The sequence below is a fragment of the Kitasatospora sp. NPDC056783 genome (assembly GCF_042789895.1).
In the GTDB taxonomy this organism is placed as follows: Bacteria; Actinomycetota; Actinomycetes; order Streptomycetales; family Streptomycetaceae; genus Kitasatospora.
The window spans coordinates 1-17613 of the sequence record NZ_JBHUAF010000164.1; the positions used below are offsets into that span (position 1 = coordinate 1).

Consider the following 17613-nt stretch of genomic DNA (forward strand, 5'->3'; position numbering starts at 1 on the left):
GGGGGGGGGGCCGGTTGGTTTTTGGGGGGGGGCGGCGTGGGGGGGGGGGGGGCGGCGGGGGCCCCCCCCCCCCCCTGGCGGGGGGCTTCTTTTTCCCCCCCAAAACCCCCACCCCCCCGGACTCTACCCCGCCGATGGCAAGCGTCGGATGGTTCGGACCGCCAGGCCGACGGGTGGCGGACGCTCCGCCCCGCGGAGTTTTCCGCGGAAAATCGGAAGCCCGTCGCGAAGGCTCAGCACATCCGGCCGGTCAGCGTCAGCGGCAGGACACCGGGCGGCGTCGCTGCCTGGTCAGTGGGCGGCGTTCTCGACGACCGGGGGTTCCTCCACGACCTGGGATTCCTCGGCCACCGGACGTCGCGCTGCGGCAGGGGAGCGCAGCAGGGCCACGGCGAGGAGAAGCGAGACGGCGACGAGGCATGCCCCGATGCGGAAGGCCAACTGGTAGCCGCCGGTGAGTGCCGAGGGAGTGTCCACCCCGTCGGCCAGCAGCGCATCCGTGTGCGCGGTGGCGAGTGTACTGAGGACCGCGAGGCCGAAGGCGGCACCGATCTGCTGCATGGTGTTGAACATGCCCGAGGCGATGCCCGAGTCCTCGGGTGTGGCCGCCGACATGGCGAGCGTGGCCAGGGCCGGCATCGCGAGGCCGAAGCCGATGCCGAGCGGCAGCAGTGCGGGCAGGACGTCCACGGTGTAGTGTCCGCCGGCCGGGACCCGGCCGAGTGTGGCGAGTCCGGCCGCGATCAGCGCGAGGCCGGGGAGGAGTACGGCGCGGGGGCCGAAGCGCGCGATGGCCTTGGGGGAGAGGCCGAGGGACAACACGCCGATGGCGACCGAAACCGGGAAGACGCCGAGGCCGGTGTGGATCTCGTCGAAGCCGAGGACCTTCTCCAGGTAGAGGACGCACAGGAACTGGAAGCTGAATATGCCGGCCACCATGAGGGCCTGGATGCCCAGCGCCCCCGAGACGTTGCGTGAGCGGAACACCCGCAGGGGCAGCAGTGGGTGGGTCGCCTTCGCCTGGCGGGCGACGAATGCGAGGAGCAGAGCCAGGGTGACCGCGCCCAAGCCCAGGGTGTGTGCCGAGGCCCAGCCGTAGTCGGTGGTCTTGACGACGGTGTAGACGCCGAGCATCAGCGCGGTGGTGACCAGGAGTGCGCCCACCACGTCGGTGCCCTTGCCGAGGCCGATGCCCTGTTCGGGAGCGAGCACGCGACGGGCCGCCAGCACGGCGACCGCGCCGATCGGGATGTTGACGAAGAAGATCCAGTGCCAGCCGACGGTCTGGGTCAGAGCGCCGCCGAGGAGGAGGCCCAGCGAGCCTCCGGCAGACTGAACGAAGCTGTAGACGCCGATGGCCTTGGCCCGTTCCCCCGGCTGCGGGAACAGAGTGACGACCATGCCGAGGGTGACGGCGGAGGTCACCGCGCCGCCGACGCCCTGGACGAAGCGGGAGGCGAGCAGCGTCGCCGGGTCCTGGGAGACGCCGCACAGCAGTGAGGCCGCGGTGAAGATGGCCAGGCCGGTGATGAAGACGCGCTTGCGCCCGACGAGGTCACCGAGTCGTCCGGCGAGCAGCAGCAGGCCGCCGAAGGGGACGAGGTAGGCATTGACCACCCAGGCCAGGCCGGCGGGCGAGAACCCGAGGCTGTGCTGGATGGACGGCAGTGCCACGCTCACGACGGTCCCGTCGAGGATGACCATCAACTGCCCGGCGCAGAGCACCGCCAGTGCCGTCCATGGTGATGCCGTCGCTGATGAGTTGGTTCTCCGCACGGGAGGCCCCTTCCAATGGTGCACGACTTGTTACAGGAGCCATCGTCTGTAACCATGACGCGCGGCGGAAGGAGGCACTTTCATGTCCCAGAGTCACACCGATGTGTCCGACCAGGTCAGCAACGAGGCGTGCCCGATCACCGAGGTCCTCGACCATGTGGCGGGCAAGTGGAGCATCGGCATCCTCGTCGCGGCCGCCCACGGACCGATCCGGTTCACCGAGTTGGAACGGACCGTCGCGGGCATCAGCCGGCGCATGCTCACCCTGAACCTGCGCAAGCTGGAGCGCGACGGCTTGCTCGTCCGGACCGTCTACCCGACGGTGCCGCCCAAGGTGGAGTACAGCCTCACGCCCATGGCCCGCGAACTCCACGCCTCCCTTGCCGGGCTCGTCGGCTGGGCCGAGCGTCACCGGGTCGACATCGACGCCGCCCGCGCCACCTATGACGCCCAGATGGAACCCGGCAGGAGTTGAAGGATCACCTCCTGGCGAAGCTGAAGCTCCATGTCTGGGCGACAGGCCCGGGTACCAACGGTGCCCGTCCGTCCCGGGCCGTGGAATTTTCCGTGGAAAATCGTCCGGCCGACCCTTCGGAAACGCCTCCGGCAGTCGGTGGAGGAGAGGCCTCGGAGAGCAGGCCGGGGGAGTGTGCCCGGCAACCGCGACGGCCCGGCAGCCACCACCCCGACGGTAATTCGCTGGGCCTGGCCTCCGTCGCCCGGTACCGTACGGGGACGATCTTGAGGTGGTGGCCTGATGCGACCGGTGCTGTTGGTGGACGTCGACGGGCCGCTGAATCCGTGCGCGGCGAAGCCGCACCGGCGGCCCGAGGGCTACGGTACGCACCGGCTGATGACACCGCGGTGGGAGGCGGCCGAGCGTCGGCGGCTCCGAGAGTGGGGGCTGCCGAACAAGTCGCCGAAGCCCCTGCGGGTCTGGCTCAACCCGGCTCACGGGCCGGCGCTCGCCGCGCTGCCGTTCGACCTGGTGTGGGCGACGACCTGGGAGGAGGAGGCCAATATCTTCCTCGCTCCACTCCTGAGGCTGCCCACGCTGCCGTTCATCACCTGGTCCGATCCGCAGCCTCAGCCCGACGGCGGCGTGTTCTGGAAGACGCCGGACGTCGTGGCCTGGGCCCAGGGCCGCCCGTTCGCCTGGGTCGACGATCTGATCACGGACGCGGACCGCGCTTGGGTCCAGGCCCACCACTCCGGCCCGGCGCTCCTCCACCACATCGATCCCAAGACCGGGCTGATGGCGGACGACTTCGCGCTCCTGTCGGACTGGGCACAGCGCCTGGTGACCTGACGGCCGTCCCGGCGGCGGAGCGACTGTGTCGGCTGGGGGTCCACCGGGACCGATGCCGTGGGTCCGCGGGAGTCCGGCCAGGACGCGGGGAACCGGGGAAGGAGCGCCCGGCCCCGAGTCCGCCGTACCGGGAGTCACTGGGGGAAGGACCGGATCCGGCAGCACGGCGGCGCGGGCGACAACGTGGGGGCGGCCCGAGAATCGGACCGCCCCCACGCCATCACCTGTGCCCCGTGCCCGGGGCCGTCAGGCCTTCGGGAGCGTTATCCCCAGTTCCAGCATCGCCGGCGAGGCCGGTCCGCCCTCGGAGCGTTCGGTCTTGTAGCCCTTGACCCCCGGGGCGACGGTGCGCGGGTCGACCGCCTCGGAGGGGGCGCCGGTGGAGTAGAGGCCCTGCGGGTCCTGGTCGCGGTCGTGGGGCAGCAGCCAGAAGACGCGGCGCCGGAAGGTGCCGGAGGCCCGTGACGACTTGGCGTCGGGGCCGAGGATCGCGTAGCCGACCATCCGGCCGTCGCGGTGGTAGGCCGGGCGGCCGCGGCGGGTCGTGAGGCGGTCCAGCGACTGACGGACGTAGTCGAGGTCGGAGGTGTCCTCCAGCCAGACGAGGTCGGTTTCGTGGGCGAGCTCGGCCGGGTCGATCAGCGCGCTCACGCGGTGTGCTCCTCTGTGTCGTCGGTGATCAGGCCGATGCCCGGGTAGAACTTACGGCTGTTGGACAGGACCATCTCCTTGGGAGAGGTCATACCCAGTGTCTCGCGGACTCGTGCCGCGAATGCACGCCCGGATACGGGATTGGCCCCCTCGAAGCCGCACCAACGGGTGTAGGCGCCGAAGAGCTGGGACTGTTCGGCCCGCATTCCCTCGCCTGTGACGCATGCCTCCTTGAGGAAGCGGCCGACGTGGTCCTCGGTTTCGGCGTAGGCGGTGGTGGCGGTCTGGACGGCCTGGGGGCCGGCCAGGTCCTTCTCGCCGGCGAAGTAGCGGCGGGCGCCGTCGATGAGCCAGGCGAGGATGCCGGGGCCCTCTTCGGCGACCAGGACGTGGGCCAGGTTGTCGATCTTCCGTTCCTCGGGAACGACCCGCTCGAACGGGATCAGGCGCATGCGCCGCCAGAAGGCGAAGCCGCCGGTGCCGACCTCGGGGCGGTGGTTGCCGAGCAGCCAGAGCTTGTGGGTGGGCTCGAAGGAGAAGAAGTCTTGACGCATCCGGCGGGCCTTGATCTTGTCGCCACCGGTGAGCAGTTTGACCCGGGCCTCGTCGAAGCGGTCACCGGGCTTGAGCTCGGAGCAGACGATGATGCGCCGGCCGTGGAGTTCGGCGAGGTCGGTGGGGTGGCCGTCGAAGGTCTTGGCCATCAGGAAGCCCGGTGGGGCGGCGTCGGCGTAGTCGCCGAGGAGCTGGATCATCACGTCGAGCAGGACGGACTTGCCGTTCTTGCCCTGGCCGTAGAGGAAGGGCATGACCTGGGCGCCGACGTCGCCGCTGATCGAGTAGCCGAGCAGCAGGTGGAGGAAGTCCCGGGTCTGGCGGCCTTCCTTGTCGTCGCCGAAGGTGTCGGTGAGGAAGCGGTCCCAGCGCGGGGTGCGCATCCGGGCGGGGGCCAGGCTGGTGGAGCGCGAGTGGTGGTGGACCTTCGGGTCGGGCGGGACGATGGCGCCGGTGCGCAGGTCGACCACCCCGCCGGGGGTGCACAGGGCGTAGGCGTCGGCGTCGAGCAGGGCGGCGTTGAGGACCATGCCGGGGGCGGACTTGGCCTGGGCGAGCATGGCGTTCATGCCGGAGGTCGACAGGGCGCGGCGGCGGTGCCGACGCAGGTCGGTGTTGGTGTAGACGCCGCGCGGGTCGTGGGTGGCGATGCTCTCGGCCATCTCGCCGGCCGCCCACAGGACGGTGTCGTCCTCGTCGAGCTGCCAGCGGTGCGCGGACCAGCGGTACCAGCCGAGACCGGGGACGTGCCGGTAGTCGCCGCCGTAGAGGTGGACGAAGAGCTTGGCGTTGCCACGGTCGGAGAGCGAGTCGGGCAGCAGGCCGTGCGGGGTCGCCTGCGGGCCGGTGGGGGCCTGGACGGCGGGCCCGGCAACTGTCTGCGGAACCGCGGGGGGCGCTGCCGGGGTGGCGGCGGGCGGATTGTCGAGGAGGCTCTCCTGGACGGCTGTGCCGTGCCAGGGGGCCTGGGCTGGACCGGGGACGGGCGGGTAGTCCAGGATCTGCTGGGCTGCGGCCACGGGGTCGAAGACCGTCCTCTTGCGGCGGGTACGATCGGTCATCCGCGGGCCCTCCCGATGTGCAGGGGCTGCCGACTCCCGGCCGCCAGGCCGGAACGGATGACGGCGGTGTTGTGCCTGTCCTGGGCCGGACGGGCGGTGCGGGCGGCGTCGAGGAGCAGCTGCTCGGCGGCGGCGTGGGTGAGGTGACCGGCGGAGACCAGGCCTCCCACGGTGTACGCGGCACGGTTGAGCTTGCCGGTGAAGCCGGCTCCCTCGGGTGTGGTGGCGCAGGCGGTGACGTCCTGGAGCACGGTGTCGAGCACCCGCTCCGCGCCCTTCCGCCCGCCGCCCGCGGCGACGACGGCGCGGCGGGCCCGGTCGGGGACGGCCGGCTGCGGGAGGCTGTGCAGCCCGGGGCGGTCCTTGAGGTGGCCGGTCCGAACGAGTTCCTCACTGAGCCACTCGGGCAGCGGGGCCGGCATCCTGGCACCGGGGAGCGCGGTGTAGGTGCCGGCGGCGGTGACGGTACCGGGCGCGACGATGTAGCCGCCGTGGGCCCGGACGTCGACCTGCCAGGCCAGCGCACGGCCCGCGGAGGACCCGGTGGAGCAGGTGAAGCGGCGGTCGGTGTGGTCCTGGTACCAGATGTGCAGGCCCCCGGAGGGTGTGCGGACGCGCAGGGTGCTCTCGTCCGTCGTGGGGTCAGCGGCCCGGCGCAGGGCGGCCAGCAGGGCGATGGTGTGGTAGCCGTTCTCCAGCCCGTCCAAGTTGACGTCCTCGTGGATCGGGATGCCGGGCAGGATGCGGTCCCGTGCGGGAACGACAGTGGTGTGACTGTCGACGTCGATGACGACCAGTCCAGCCGGGCCGCAGGCGACGCCGACGCCAAAGTCCGGGTTGACGTGCCACCAGGTGGCGAGGACGCCTTGGTCCAGAGTCGCTGCGTGGAAACCGTGGCACCAGCGACCGGCGGCCGGACAGGGACAGTCGCTGGGGGAGTGCGGTGAGGCCTGGCAGGCCTGGCAGTTCGCGGGTGGGGTCTTGCGCCCTGGGGCGAGCGGGTGGACGGGCCAGCCCTGGGCAGCACACCAGCCCGCGACGGCCAGCGCATCCGGCTGGCGGTCCGTTCGGTCGCTCCCCACGGCCTTCGGCGCCGTCACGCTGGTCCCTTCCCCTTTGTTCAGTAACTGCTGTTCAGTAGCTGCCCGGACTTGAGTCGCTCATTCAGTCGCTGAGGGCAAAAAGCCAGGTCAGAGCACTGGTAGGCACCAGATCAGCGACTGAAGCGACCGAAGTTCAGAAGATAGCTCACACAGACTAGCCGAGCGAGCACGTGCGAACCGCTACCGCCCGGACCTTCCGGGCAAACTGAGCGACCGAGTCCTGGGGAAGCGACCGAGTCCGTTCAGTCGCTGCTTCGGTCACTTCGGCATTTTCGCAGGTCAAAGCCGTTTTTAACAGCAAACAGCGACTGAAGCGACTGAAGCCCGGGTCTATGACGCACACACGCACACGGGAATGTCTTCATATACCCGACCTTGAGTCGCTTGGGTCGCTGATCGGGTAGGTATAGATGCTCTGACCTGGGGTTTTGCAGAGCGACTGAAGCTCAGCGACTGAAAGCGACTGAGTCTCTGGGGGCATTTTCCCCGGCGTGTCGGGCGTGCCAGGAGCGCCTGGACGGTCAGAACGGTCGGTCGCTGAGTCGCTCGGTAGCTTCAGCGACCGAAGCTGCGGGGCGAGCGTCCCGCTCCAGGAAACCGCCGCAACCCTGGATCGTCGGTCGCTTGGGTCGCTGAGTCGCTGCCACCGTTGCCTTGCAGCAGGCGCTGTCCCGGACCGAGCTCCTGACCAGGATTCGGCTGATGCCCTGCTGGCCAGGCCGATCGTAGGGACAGTGACCGGAGCTCCGGCAGCGACTCAGCGACCCAAGCGACCCAGGAACCGACATGAGGACAGGACATCGACACCAGGGGCGGTTCGTACCGGTGGCGCCTTCTGAGGCCCTGGCCGGTGTGGCGCCGGCCGAGGTGTCTTCGGTAGCTGTTCCACCGCTGTTCGTCAGGGACCCTGCCGGCAGGCCTGGCTGACTGCTCACCGTCGCTCGTCCAGCAGGGGCTGTGGCCTGGCCGGTCCCCCACCGGTCAGGAACGGCATCCGATGCCCTCTTTCCGGTGAACTCTGGTCCTTCGGCTCATGGATCCCAGCGAAGGCTGTATCCATGTGTTACGAGCGTTTCCCGCCGGGGTCGCTGACGGAGAGGGGTACGGACAGTGCGCGCGTGGAACAGGGTCACGGCTCTTGCTCTCGTCACCGCCACGGCGGTGGTTCCGTCGCTCGTCGCGCCCGCCGTAGCGACGGCCGCTGCGGGCTGTCACGGCAATGCCTGCGAGGGCAGGAGCCCGAAAGCGACGGGGTGCGGGTCGGACGCGCAGACCATTCCGGGGACCGTGACCCATCCGGGAAGCGGTCTGCACCCCCAGGTGTGGCTCCGCTACTCGAAGCAGTGCGACGCGGTCTGGGCGCAGGGCGAGGAGTCGAACGGCTGGACGATCCGGGTGCAGCTCGACGGCGGCGCCTCGTACGACGCCCCGACCGTCCCCTCGGGTTCTGCCTTCACCTCGATGGTCGGCGCCGGCCACCGGCACCGCGTCGGCGTCCTGGACGCCGACGGCCGGTGGTCGTACGGGGCGTGGAGGAAGGGCGGTATCTGACCAGGGTGGTTGCGACGGTCAGGAGGAGCCATGCTGTGGGTGCACCTGTTCCGCCCTTCGGGAGGCCCGGCAAGGCCGCCAGAAGGCCCCTCTGCCCGTCGCCCGGAGGCGGGAACCGCGATCGTGCTGCCTGAGGCCCTGAAAGGGGCTCCTGCCTCTTTGACCGGCGGTGATGCCGATGGTTCGTCGCTTCGCTTCATCTCTCGGCGTGCGATGGTTCCCGGGAGGCACGTCCCGGAAGCCCTGTCCCGGTTCTCGCTTGCCCGCCCCAAGGCCATCGGTGGTCCCGCCGCCCGGCCTGGCCGCCACCCGTGAGCTACCCACGGCGTCACCGAGCAGCCGGTGGCCGCACCGATGACGGAGGGCATGTCCGAATCGATGCCGGAGGAGTGCGGTCGATCGGGGTGTTGGGACCTCGCCGTTTCCTCGCCGTTTCCTCGGCGTCGCACGCACGCGCGTTCGGGGACGTGTTCACGCACGCGGTGGGGCGGTCAGCCGGGGCCGGGGGTCGCGTTCTTCGGGATGCGTTCATTCCCGACACCGGCCATCATGGCGTTCAGGGGCTCCTTGCCGGGCGCGATCGGACGGCAGCCGAGGAGGCGGCGGGACCATGAGACACGCGGCACCGGGAATGCGACATCCGCGGTGGACGTAGTGGACCTGACCGGTATCCGCCGTACCGTCGACGCCTGCCTCGAGGACTTCCTCCGGCGCAAGCTGAGCGCCGCGGCCGATCACCCGCAGCCGTCCGAGGCCTTTGACGCCCCCGAGGCCCTGCACCGCTTCCTGTTCGCGGGCGGCAAGCGGCTGCGGCCCCTGCTGTGCGTGGTCGGCTGGCACGCGGCGACGTCGGAGCGGATCCACCCGGGCGTCTACCAGGCCGCGGCCGCGCTGGAGATGTTCCACGCCTTCGCCCTCGTCCACGACGACGTCATGGACCGCTCCGACACCCGCCGGGGGCAGCCGACGGTGCACCGGGAGCTGGCCGATCGCCTCGGCGCCGGGCTGGACCGGGGCGAGGCCGAGCACCTGGGACTGAGCACGGCCATCCTGGTCGGGGACCTGGCCCTGTGCTGGTCCGACGAACTGCTGCACACGGCCCACCTGCCGGCGCGGCGGCTGCTGGCGGTCCTGCCGGTCGTCGACGTCATGCGCGACGAGGTGATGTACGGGCAGTACCTCGACGTGGTGTCCGCCGGGAAGCCGACGGGCGACCTCGCGACGCCGCTGGAAGTGATCCGCTACAAGACCGCCAAGTACACCGTCGAACGCCCGCTGCACACCGGAGCCGTCCTCGCCGGCGCCGACAGCGCGGTGCTCGACGCCTGCACCGACTTCGCCATGCCCCTGGGAGAGGCCTTCCAGCTGCGCGACGACCTCCTGGGAGTCTTCGGCGACCCCGCCCGGACCGGCAAGTCCCGCCTGGACGACCTGCGCGAGGGCAAGCACACGGTGCTGCTCGCCCTCGCCTTCCGGCGCGCGGGGCCGGGCCAGCGCGAAACCCTGGACACCCTGGTCGGCGATCCCGGCCTGACCGAGGACGACGCCGCGCGCGTCCGGGAGGTGCTCACCGCCACCGGCGCCCGCGACACGGTCGAGCAGATGATCCGAACCCGCCACGAGCACGCCCGGCGGGCGCTCGACGACGCGCCCTTCCGCGCCGACGCGGTCAGCGCCCTGCGCCGGATCAGCGACAGCGCCGAGGCGCGGACCTCGTGACCGTCGAGCGGACCGTGTGATCGTCCGGACCGTGTGATCGTCAAGGCGGCGGGCAGCATGACACACCACCTCGTGGGACGCCCGGGCCGGCGGCCCGGGCGCCGAGGACGAGTTCGCCGCGTCGCCGGAGGGGCTGCGGATGGGGCCGGCCGGGGCACCGGAGGCCGACGGGGAAGGCCTCCTGCCGGACCGCGCGGTGCTCGCGGCGGCAGCGTCGCGCGCGGCCCGGGCGAGCGTCACGGCGGGCCCGATCAGGGGCGGCGGCCATGGTCTCGGCGGCCTCCGGACACCGGCTCGCCCCGCGCTCCGGGTACCGGCGGGGCATGCCGCCGACGGCCCGACTCCGTAGGCGTGCGGCGTCGGGGGTCGCGTCGGTGCCTGTCGTGCCCGTTGTCAGTGGTTGAGCCACGGCCACCGGAACCTGAGTACCAGCATCAATGTCAGTGGGCCGCGCTAGGTTCCCGATCGTCAGCCGAACCGGACGGAGGAGTGCCGTGACCGAGCGCACGAACGAGACGATCAGCTGGGACGAGGTCAGGGCGCTCATCGCCGCCCGGATCCCCCAGGGCGTGATCGACCGGCTCTCGCCCGTGCCCGCCGGCGAACTGCGCCACCTGCGCGCCCCGCTGCGCAGGCTCCGCACCGAGCTGGTGCGCGAGCTGTCCTCCGGCGACATGAACCGCTACTCCGCCGCGTACGACCAGCTCGCGGCCCTGCAGTTCGCCGGTGTGTTCAGCGCCGCCACCCCGGCCGAGGCCCAGGACTGGCTGACCGCCCGCCGCCTGCTCTTCCTCACCTGGCCGCTGCCCGGCGGCGGCTCCACCAACGCCGACGCCCACACCCTGCTGCTGGCCCTGATCGGGCCGCACCGGGACACCGCGTTCCAGGGCGAACTCGCGGTCCGGCTCGCCGAGTGGCTGCCCGCCAGGGGCGACCACACCCGCTGGTTCCTCGCCCACGGCCTCGCCGTCTGGTCCGGCGCCGAACCGCCCGCCACCGACGGCTACGTGACCGGCTGGGTGCGCCAGGGCGGCATGGCGCGCTACCCCTACCACCGCGAGATCGGCGAGTGGTTCGCCGACCGGGGCCTGCGCGAGCCGGTGCCGCACCACGACACCCTGCTCTCCTGGCTACGGGCCCAGCCCCGGCTCGCCGAGTTCGTCCGCCGGCTCTTCGAGGTCCCGGACATCGGAACCGAGCTCGCCGACCCGCACGCCGCCCACCGCGAGCCGCAGGACCTGTGGTCCACCGCGCTCACCGCCCTGGCGGCCGAGGGCGTGCTCGACCGCGCCGAACTGATCGACCTGTGCCTGGGCCGTCTGCTGCGCGGCGACCGGCCCGGCAACCTGCGCGGATTCCTCCGGCTGTACGCGGCGCTGGCCCCGGACGCCGAGGAGGTCCTCGTGCGGGCCGGCGACCACGTCCGGCTGGCCGCCGACGGCGCGCCGGGCGCCGCCAAGGCCGCCCAGGCGGCATTGCGCTCCGTGGACGAGCGGCTGCCCGTCGAGCTGTTCGCCGAACTCACGGCGGTGGTCCTGGCCCGCCCGGAGAAGGCGCTCGCCACCACCCAGCTGACCTGGGCCGACGCCGCGCTGCGCCGGGCCCCCGCCGCGGCCGACGTCCTGCTGCCCGCCGTCGCCGAGGCCTTCGCCCACCCGGCCGCCGACGTCCAGGAACGCGCCCTGGGCCTCGTCGCCCGCCACCTGCCGCACGCCGCCCCCACCACCGCCGAGGCGATACGCGCCGCCGCGACCGCCCTGGGCCCGGCCCTCCAGGCCGATGCCCGTCGGCTGCTCGCGCTGCCGGACACCGTCGCCGCCCCCGGTGCTGCCCCCGTCGCTGCCCTCGGTTTCGCCCCCGTGGCCGTCGCACCGGCGGGGCCCGTCGCGCTGCCGGCGCCGCCCGCCGGGCCGCTCGACCTCGCGGAGCGCTTCGGGGCCCTGATGGCCGACCGGCTGCCCGACCCCGGCGAGTTCGAGACGGTGCTCGCCGCCCTCGTTGCCGAACACCACCGCGACCCGGCCGCCCTGCGGGCCGCCCTCGCTCCGATCGCCGCACGCCGCGTCGAGCACCAGGTGTACTTCGGGGAGGCCCGCAGCATCGACGGAGCACTCGGCTGCCTGCTCGACGCCCTGACCGGCCGGCCGCAGGAGTCCGCCGCCCACGCGGCCGAACTGCTCGGCCTGCGCGTCGAGATCCGCACCCCCGCCATGATCCCGGCCGTGCGCGTCCACGAGGCCGCGTCCGGCGTCGCCGCCGCCCCGGTGCCGCTGCTGCTCGCCACCCCCACCGCCGGCGACGGCACCATCGACCCCGCCGTGCTCACCGAGCGGCTCGCGGCGTACCGCGCGGCCGGTGCCCGCCCCTGGCCCCAGGACCTGGCCCAGGCCCTGCTGCGGACACCCCCGCACGCGCTGGAGGCCGTCCGTGCCGACGCCGCCGCACTCGGCTGCGACCTGCCCGCCGACATACCACCACCCGCACCCGACCGGTTCCACACCCAGACCCCGGACATGCCCGAGCGGGTCGCCGGCTACGGCTGGGCCCCGCCCACACTCCCGCGCATCGCCCCGCTGGCCACCGCGTCCGCCACCGCGTCCGTGCCCGCCGGTATCACCGGACTGCTCCACACCCTGCCCGACCCCATCGAGGCCGGCCGCTTCGCGGGCATGGAGCTGACGTCGACCGCCGAACTCGCCCAGCTGCCCTGGCTGGCGCCTTGGCACCCGGAGGCCGTCGCCGCCCACGGCCTGCCCCGAACGGTGTCCCAGGCCGACACGACGTCCGGCCCCCGGGGCACCAACCCCCTGCTGCCCCGGCTCGCCGAGGCCCCCGGCGAGTTCGGCCCGGTGAGCCACCTGCTGCTCGCCTACGGGCTGACCGCCGGCCGGGCGGACCAGCGCACCGCCGCGCTGGACGCCCTGCTGACCCTGACGGCACGCGGCCGGCTGCGGTCGGACGCGCTCGGCGAGTGGCTGGCCGCGCTCTGGCGCCTGACCGCGGCCAAGCCGAACCGCTTCCTGCCCGTCCTCGCCGATGCCGCGCGCGGCGGCGCGGGCCCGGCGGTGTGGGAGGTGCTCGCGGCCCTGATCACCGCGCTCGCCGACGAGCCCGGCCGGCGCGGCCTGGCGGGCGCCCTCACCCTCGCCGCCGAGTGCGCGGCGGCCGACGGCATCCGCACCCCGTTGCCCGCCCTCGACACCCTGGCCGCACCCGGAGCCCCCGGCCGCGTCCGGACGGAGGCGGCCCGGCTGGCCCGGATCCTGACGGCCTGAGCGTTCCGGCCCACTCTGGACGAGAGAGGAAACCTTCTGCATGATCATCCGGTGACCACCCCAGAGACCGTCGTCGAAGACCAGCTCGCCGCCTACAACAGCCACGACCTCGACGCCTTCGCGGCCACATACGCCCCCGACGTCCTCGTCAACCGCCTCGGCGGCGACCGCCTGCTCGGGCGCGAGGCCGTGCGGGAGGCGTATGCCGGCATGTTCGCCAAGGGCCGCTGCCGGGCCGAGATCGTCGGCCGGCTCACCGAGGGGGACTGGGTGGTGGACCACGAGATCGCCCACGGCATCAGGGACGAGCCTCTGCGGGTACTGGTCGCCTACCGGGTGCGCGACGGCCTGATCGACCGGGTCGACTTCCTCGGCTGACGGGCCGGCGTCGACCGGGCCGGCGCCGACCGGACCGACTCGCTCGGCCGATGGGCCGACACCGACCGCGGGGCCGGACCGCTCGAAGTGGCGGTCCGGCGCCGCGCCGTCACAGGTGCAGCAGCAGGCTGCGCAAGGGCGCGGGGACCTGCTCCGGGCCGAGGGCCTCGGCCAGGAGACGGCCGTAGCGGATCTTGCGCCCCGACTTCGTGCCGAGGAAGCGTCGCAACCGTCGGTGCTGCGGCCGGTCCTGCTGGGCGGGCTGGCGCACGAAGGTCTGCCAGGCCGCGAGGTCGCCCTCGGCGCGGATGACCTCCTCGATCCGTGGCACGCCCAGCGCGCGGATGAGCTCGTCCTCCAGGTCCGCCGCGCACACGAAGATCCCGTCGCGCGGCCCGTCGGCCCGTTCGAGCGCGCGCTCGTAGAAGCCCTGTTCGTTCTCGTCGCACAGCCCGGTCAGGCGCAGACCCAGCCCCGGCGGCCCGAGCAGGGCGGCGAAGCGGCCGACGTTCATCGCCCCGCCCATCGGAACGACGCACACTCCCTCGGCGGCCAGGTCCCGGCCCTGGCGCGCGGCCAGCGCCTCCACGGCCGCGAGATCGCTCGGCCCCTCCAGCAGCACCGCCGTCCGCACCCGCAGCAGCTCGGCCAGCTCACCCGCGGGCTCTCCCGGCCCTCCCGCCGCCCAGTCGACGACCGCCTCCCGGAACGCCTCCATGTCCGTCATGGGCGCGATTGTGCCCCGGCCGGGGGCGGGTCGGCCACGGACTTTCCACCGGGACGCGCGGCCCGGCCCGCAGGGCGCGGAGGGTGAGCCGTGCGCGGGCGGGGCGTCTCCCGCGCCGCGGAGGCGCGGCCGGTTCCTCGCCATTCGCCGGTCGACCCGGCGCCCTGGTGGATACCGGTGTTCCAGGCATTCGTACACACCCCACCGGCACCACCAGTCCCACCGTGCACGGAAGGTTCGGGCAGAGATGGCTGATACGCGGTCATTCCACGGCGACCGTCGTTGACCGTGTACGCGGTAGCGGAGAGGCTGATCGAGCACGACCCAGCCGGCTTCCGCAGTGGACCTGGTTCGTGATTCGGAATCAATTCGTGTGTGATACGGCCGAGGAGAATCCGTGTTCCCGAAAACGAAGAAGATCGTGACGTCCCTGACCGTCGCGTTCGCCGCGGCGGCCGCGTTCACCGTGGCCGTCCCGTCCGGCAACGCCTTCGCCATCGACCACGTCCCGTGCGACGGAAACCGCAACGACTTCCTGAAGATCTGGTCGCACCTCGACGGCCGTGACAGCGTCGACTGCTACGCGAACGGCGGCCGGACCTCCTTCGGGAACTGGTGGGTCGACCGGATCTCCACCGGCAACAACGACCTGGTCTACTACGACGCCAACGGCGACTCGGTCAAGGTCCCGCGCTGGACCGACATCACCTACCCGAACCGTCCGCCGCTGGTCAAGGACATCGAAATCCTCTGACGGCCCGGTCGGTGCCGACGGGCCGAACGTGGGGGCCCGTCGGGTCGGTCGGCCGCCTCGAATTCGCGTTCGACGGTCCTCCGCCCTCCCTTCGGAGGACCGTCGAGCGGAAACCGGCCGATCCGCGGATTTCCGGCTGCCCACCCGCGGATCGGTGAACCTCTTCCTTCACACCGGAGAAACGCCCGCCCCGGCGTTCCGGAAATGCTGTCGAACGATTCTCAGCGGCGAGGTCCGTAGTCCCAGTGGTGATCCGGATAGTCCCCGCACGGATATTGCATCAGTGGGGCCGCCGGGGCGTTGCTGCCGTGGGAGACGGCCAGGCACTGGCGGCTGTTGCCGTTGACGAAGCGGATGCCGTGCGGCCACTTCTCGATCCTCCAGGCCTGCGCGGGACTGTTCCCGCACACCGACTGGACGACCTGGGCGGTGGCCTCGGTACTGGAGTTCCGGACGGAGAGGCACAACGTGCTGTTGTAGCTGACGATCCGGTAGTAGGTGTCGCCGCCGACGTCCGTGTAGGCCTGCTGGGCCTCCCAGAAGTGGTCGGGAAAGTCCCCGCAGGGGTACTGCTGGACCAGCAACCCCTCCTCCCGGCTCCCGCCGGGCGTGGCGACGCACTGCAGGCTGCTGGTGTTCCTGATCGCCACCGCTCCCGTCGGCGGGACGAGCGGGGTGCCGCCGAGGCGCCCCGGTGCCGGGACCGTGGACGCGGAGGCGGAGACGGAGACGGAGGGTACCGGGGGCGGCGCGGGCCGCTCGCTCCCGGTGACGGTCGAAGGGCCGGAGGGCTCCGGCAGCGCACCGGGTGGTGTGCTGGGAACCGCGGTACCGGGCAGCGCCGGTGCGCTCCGCGCCCCCGCCGCCGGAGTCGGCCCGCCGTCCGCCGGGAGCGTCGTGGCCGGAGCTTCGCCGGAGGACTGAGCGGACGGGCCGCCCGCCGGTGGAGCGGACGGGCCGCCGCTCACACCGAGCATCGGTGACAGACCGGAGCCGGCCACCGGGGGGAGCGTGCCGACGGGGACGGGCGCCGGGCGCAGCCGTACGCCCACCAGCACGCCCGCCAGGACCAGGACGCCGGCCAGGACCGCCGCCACACCGACGGCCGCGCCCGTTCTGACGGCCCGACGCCGCCGTGCGTCCACCGGAGCGGCGGGCGGCAGGCCGGCGGCGAACGCCGGGTCCGGGGCGAAGGCACCGGTCGGGCGATTGTCCGTCACCGGGACCAGCTCACCGCGGACAATCGCGGGGCCGGCCGTGGCCGGGGCCATCCGGACCACGTCCAGGCAGCGGTCGGCCAGGGCCGCCCGCACCGCGACGAGATCCGTGTTCAGGCGTCGCAGCACGGGCAGGCGCGCCCGCACCCCGTCGGCCACCGAGGGCTCCGCCCCAGGCCGCCGGTCATCTCCGGCCCCGGCCCGCGACCGCTCCCGATCGACCAGCAGTCCCACCGCGCGCTGCTCCTGCTCCGCCGTCCGCCGCGCGTCGCGCGCGCTCTCCCGGATGCGGCGCACCTCGTCCAGGCAGCGCGTCGCCTCCAGCAGCCGGAGCCGGCGCAGCGCCACGGTGCCCGGGTCGGGTGGCAGCGGAGTGAGGAGGGGCGCCCCGTCCTCGACGCCGGTGCCCAGCTCACCCCGCAGCTCGGCGACGATCGCCACCAGCACGCGGATCAGCTCCTCCGCCTCCGCCACACCGGCCTCGGCCTGCCGCTGCGCCTGCCTGGCCAGGTCCAGCGCCTGCTGCGCCGCCTGCTGCGCCGTCGACCGCTTCGTCGACCGCTCCGCCGTGGGCGACGGGAGGCCCCTGGCCGCCAGCTCCGCGCGTTCGTGCAGGTGACGGGCCCGCGCCAGCAGCACCGCCCGGGCGCGCGGGTCCGCCACGCGGTCGTGGATCAACCGCTGGAGCAGGTGCCACGGGATGTCCTTCTCCGCGGAGCGGTACTCGCTCCAGCTGGTCTTGCCGGCCGGGTACCGCCGCGCGAGCTCGCGGACGGTGAGCCCGGAGGTCACCTCCCGCACGAACCGGGCCAGGTCGTTCGCCTGCTCGGTCTCCCCCTTGAGTCGCCCCTGCGGGCGTCCGGCGCTACCCACTCCCTGCCCCCTGCCGTGTCCGTGGCCAATCAGGGTTGTCCGCTGTTCACCTGGGCCGTGGCGGATTTTTGTAGATGGACAATCAAATATGCCCGCACTGTGGGAGCTCCACCGGGTCTTCGGACAACTCGTCGGAGTCCGCACCGCCGGCTCCGCCCCTCGGCGACCACGGCACTCGAAGGAGCCCTTCATGATCAAGAAGCACCTGGCGACGGTGCTCGCGGCCACGGTCCTCGCCGGAGGCTTCGTCGGCCTCTCCGCCGGCGCGGCCCACGCCTACCCCCGGGTCAACAAGTGCGGGAGCGCGTACAACTTCAAGCAGAGCTGGGACATCACCGACGATCACATCTATGAGGTGGTCGGCTTCATCGACATCTATTACAACAGCGGGAACGGGTACAACTGCGCGATCGCCCGCGGAAACGACGCGACGGTCACCGGCCACCGTCAGATCGGTGTTGCCATCCGGCGCTCCGGCACCTCCGACTGGATCCAGGACGGCCCCGGCAACAACTACACCAGCTACGCGGGACCGGTCTACGCCTATGCCAAGGGGGCCTGCATCGACTTCGCAGGGGAGCTGACGTACTACGAGTTCACCGGATACGGGCTGAACACCTATAGCTCCAAGCACTGCGGCTGAACCGTCACCGAGCGGCGGGCC

Annotated in this window: 14 protein-coding genes; 8 read left to right on the forward strand and 6 right to left on the reverse strand. The window is 72.5% G+C overall.

Features of this window, described 5'->3' with window-relative positions; genetic code table 11:
* Nucleotides 1-291 precede the first annotated feature (291 nt).
* Complete coding sequence (locus ACFRMQ_RS22765; protein ID WP_380732399.1) at nucleotides 292-1704, reverse strand: MFS transporter; 1413 nt, start codon at nucleotides 1702-1704, stop codon at nucleotides 292-294.
* Nucleotides 1705-1858: 154 nt separating this feature from the next.
* Here ACFRMQ_RS22765 and ACFRMQ_RS22770 point away from each other — a divergent pair, with 154 nt between their 5' ends.
* Nucleotides 1859-2251 carry a winged helix-turn-helix transcriptional regulator gene (locus ACFRMQ_RS22770; RefSeq protein WP_380732386.1) on the forward strand — a complete coding sequence of 131 codons (393 nt, stop codon included), beginning with the start codon at nucleotides 1859-1861 and terminating at the stop codon, nucleotides 2249-2251.
* A 282-nt stretch (nucleotides 2252-2533) separates the two neighbouring features.
* Entirely contained in the window at nucleotides 2534-3085 is a 552-nt protein-coding gene (locus ACFRMQ_RS22775) for a hypothetical protein (RefSeq protein WP_380732387.1), read from the forward strand.
* Between the two features lie 246 nt (nucleotides 3086-3331).
* On the opposite strand, the gene ACFRMQ_RS22780 is transcribed toward ACFRMQ_RS22775, so the two are convergent.
* Genes ACFRMQ_RS22780 through ACFRMQ_RS22790 form a run of 3 tightly spaced genes read right to left on the reverse strand, consistent with a single transcriptional unit; the run spans nucleotide 3332 to nucleotide 6452 of the window.
* A complete protein-coding gene (locus tag ACFRMQ_RS22780) occupies nucleotides 3332-3736 on the reverse strand; it encodes a DUF6009 family protein (protein ID WP_380698979.1) in 405 nt (134 codons plus the stop codon).
* Nucleotides 3733-5352, reverse strand: a complete 1620-nt coding sequence (locus tag ACFRMQ_RS22785; RefSeq protein WP_380732388.1) for a phage/plasmid primase, P4 family — start codon at nucleotides 5350-5352, stop codon at nucleotides 3733-3735. The genes ACFRMQ_RS22780 and ACFRMQ_RS22785 overlap by 4 nt, the downstream gene beginning before the upstream one ends.
* Nucleotides 5349-6452, reverse strand: a complete 1104-nt coding sequence (locus ACFRMQ_RS22790) for a bifunctional DNA primase/polymerase (RefSeq protein ID WP_380732389.1) — start codon at nucleotides 6450-6452, stop codon at nucleotides 5349-5351. The genes ACFRMQ_RS22785 and ACFRMQ_RS22790 overlap by 4 nt, the downstream gene beginning before the upstream one ends.
* Nucleotides 6453-7616: 1164 nt before the next feature.
* Here ACFRMQ_RS22790 and ACFRMQ_RS22795 point away from each other — a divergent pair.
* From ACFRMQ_RS22795 to ACFRMQ_RS22810, 4 genes are all read left to right on the forward strand, one after another.
* Entirely contained in the window at nucleotides 7617-8006 is a 390-nt protein-coding gene (locus ACFRMQ_RS22795; protein ID WP_380732390.1) for a DUF2690 domain-containing protein, read from the forward strand.
* A gap of 645 nt (nucleotides 8007-8651) precedes the next feature.
* On the forward strand, nucleotides 8652-9725 hold the full coding sequence (locus ACFRMQ_RS22800) for a polyprenyl synthetase family protein (protein ID WP_380732391.1): 1074 nt from the start codon (nucleotides 8652-8654) through the stop codon (nucleotides 9723-9725).
* Nucleotides 9726-10219: 494 nt separating this feature from the next.
* Nucleotides 10220-13000: a DUF6493 family protein gene (locus ACFRMQ_RS22805; RefSeq protein ID WP_380732392.1), complete on the forward strand. Its 2781-nt coding sequence runs from the start codon at nucleotides 10220-10222 to the stop codon at nucleotides 12998-13000.
* Nucleotides 13001-13051: 51 nt separating this feature from the next.
* Complete coding sequence (locus ACFRMQ_RS22810; protein ID WP_380732393.1) at nucleotides 13052-13378, forward strand: SgcJ/EcaC family oxidoreductase; 327 nt, start codon at nucleotides 13052-13054, stop codon at nucleotides 13376-13378.
* A gap of 109 nt (nucleotides 13379-13487) precedes the next feature.
* On the opposite strand, the gene ACFRMQ_RS22815 is transcribed toward ACFRMQ_RS22810, so the two are convergent.
* Nucleotides 13488-14105, reverse strand: coding sequence for a TOPRIM nucleotidyl transferase/hydrolase domain-containing protein (locus ACFRMQ_RS22815; protein ID WP_380732394.1), 618 nt, complete (start codon nucleotides 14103-14105; stop codon nucleotides 13488-13490).
* Nucleotides 14106-14502: 397 nt separating this feature from the next.
* Between ACFRMQ_RS22815 and ACFRMQ_RS22820 the strand changes: the two genes are divergently transcribed.
* Nucleotides 14503-14859 (forward strand): beta/gamma crystallin domain-containing protein, encoded by a 357-nt coding sequence (locus tag ACFRMQ_RS22820; RefSeq protein WP_380732395.1) that lies wholly within the window; start codon nucleotides 14503-14505, stop codon nucleotides 14857-14859.
* Between the two features lie 221 nt (nucleotides 14860-15080).
* Here ACFRMQ_RS22820 and ACFRMQ_RS22825 read toward each other — a convergent pair whose 3' ends face one another.
* On the reverse strand, nucleotides 15081-16949 hold the full coding sequence (locus ACFRMQ_RS22825; RefSeq protein WP_380732397.1) for an RICIN domain-containing protein: 1869 nt from the start codon (nucleotides 16947-16949) through the stop codon (nucleotides 15081-15083).
* Between the two features lie 190 nt (nucleotides 16950-17139).
* On the opposite strand from ACFRMQ_RS22825, the gene ACFRMQ_RS22830 reads away from it, so the two are divergent.
* Complete coding sequence (locus ACFRMQ_RS22830; RefSeq protein ID WP_380732398.1) at nucleotides 17140-17592, forward strand: hypothetical protein; 453 nt, start codon at nucleotides 17140-17142, stop codon at nucleotides 17590-17592.
* Nucleotides 17593-17613: the final 21 nt, after the last annotated feature.

Bases quoted from the DNA above. Each gene is read 5' to 3' on its own strand.
- ACFRMQ_RS22815 (WP_380732394.1), bottom strand. From the start codon at position 14,105: ATGACGGACATGGAGGCGTTCCGGGAGGCGGTCGTCGACTGGGCGGCG.
- ACFRMQ_RS22770 (WP_380732386.1), top strand. From the start codon at position 1,859: ATGTCCCAGAGTCACACCGATGTGTCCGACCAGGTCAGCAACGAGGCG.
- ACFRMQ_RS22830 (WP_380732398.1), top strand. From the start codon at position 17,140: ATGATCAAGAAGCACCTGGCGACGGTGCTCGCGGCCACGGTCCTCGCC.
- ACFRMQ_RS22765 (WP_380732399.1), bottom strand. From the start codon at position 1,704: ATGGTCATCCTCGACGGGACCGTCGTGAGCGTGGCACTGCCGTCCATC.
- ACFRMQ_RS22785 (WP_380732388.1), bottom strand. From the start codon at position 5,352: ATGACCGATCGTACCCGCCGCAAGAGGACGGTCTTCGACCCCGTGGCC.
- ACFRMQ_RS22775 (WP_380732387.1), top strand. From the start codon at position 2,534: ATGCGACCGGTGCTGTTGGTGGACGTCGACGGGCCGCTGAATCCGTGC.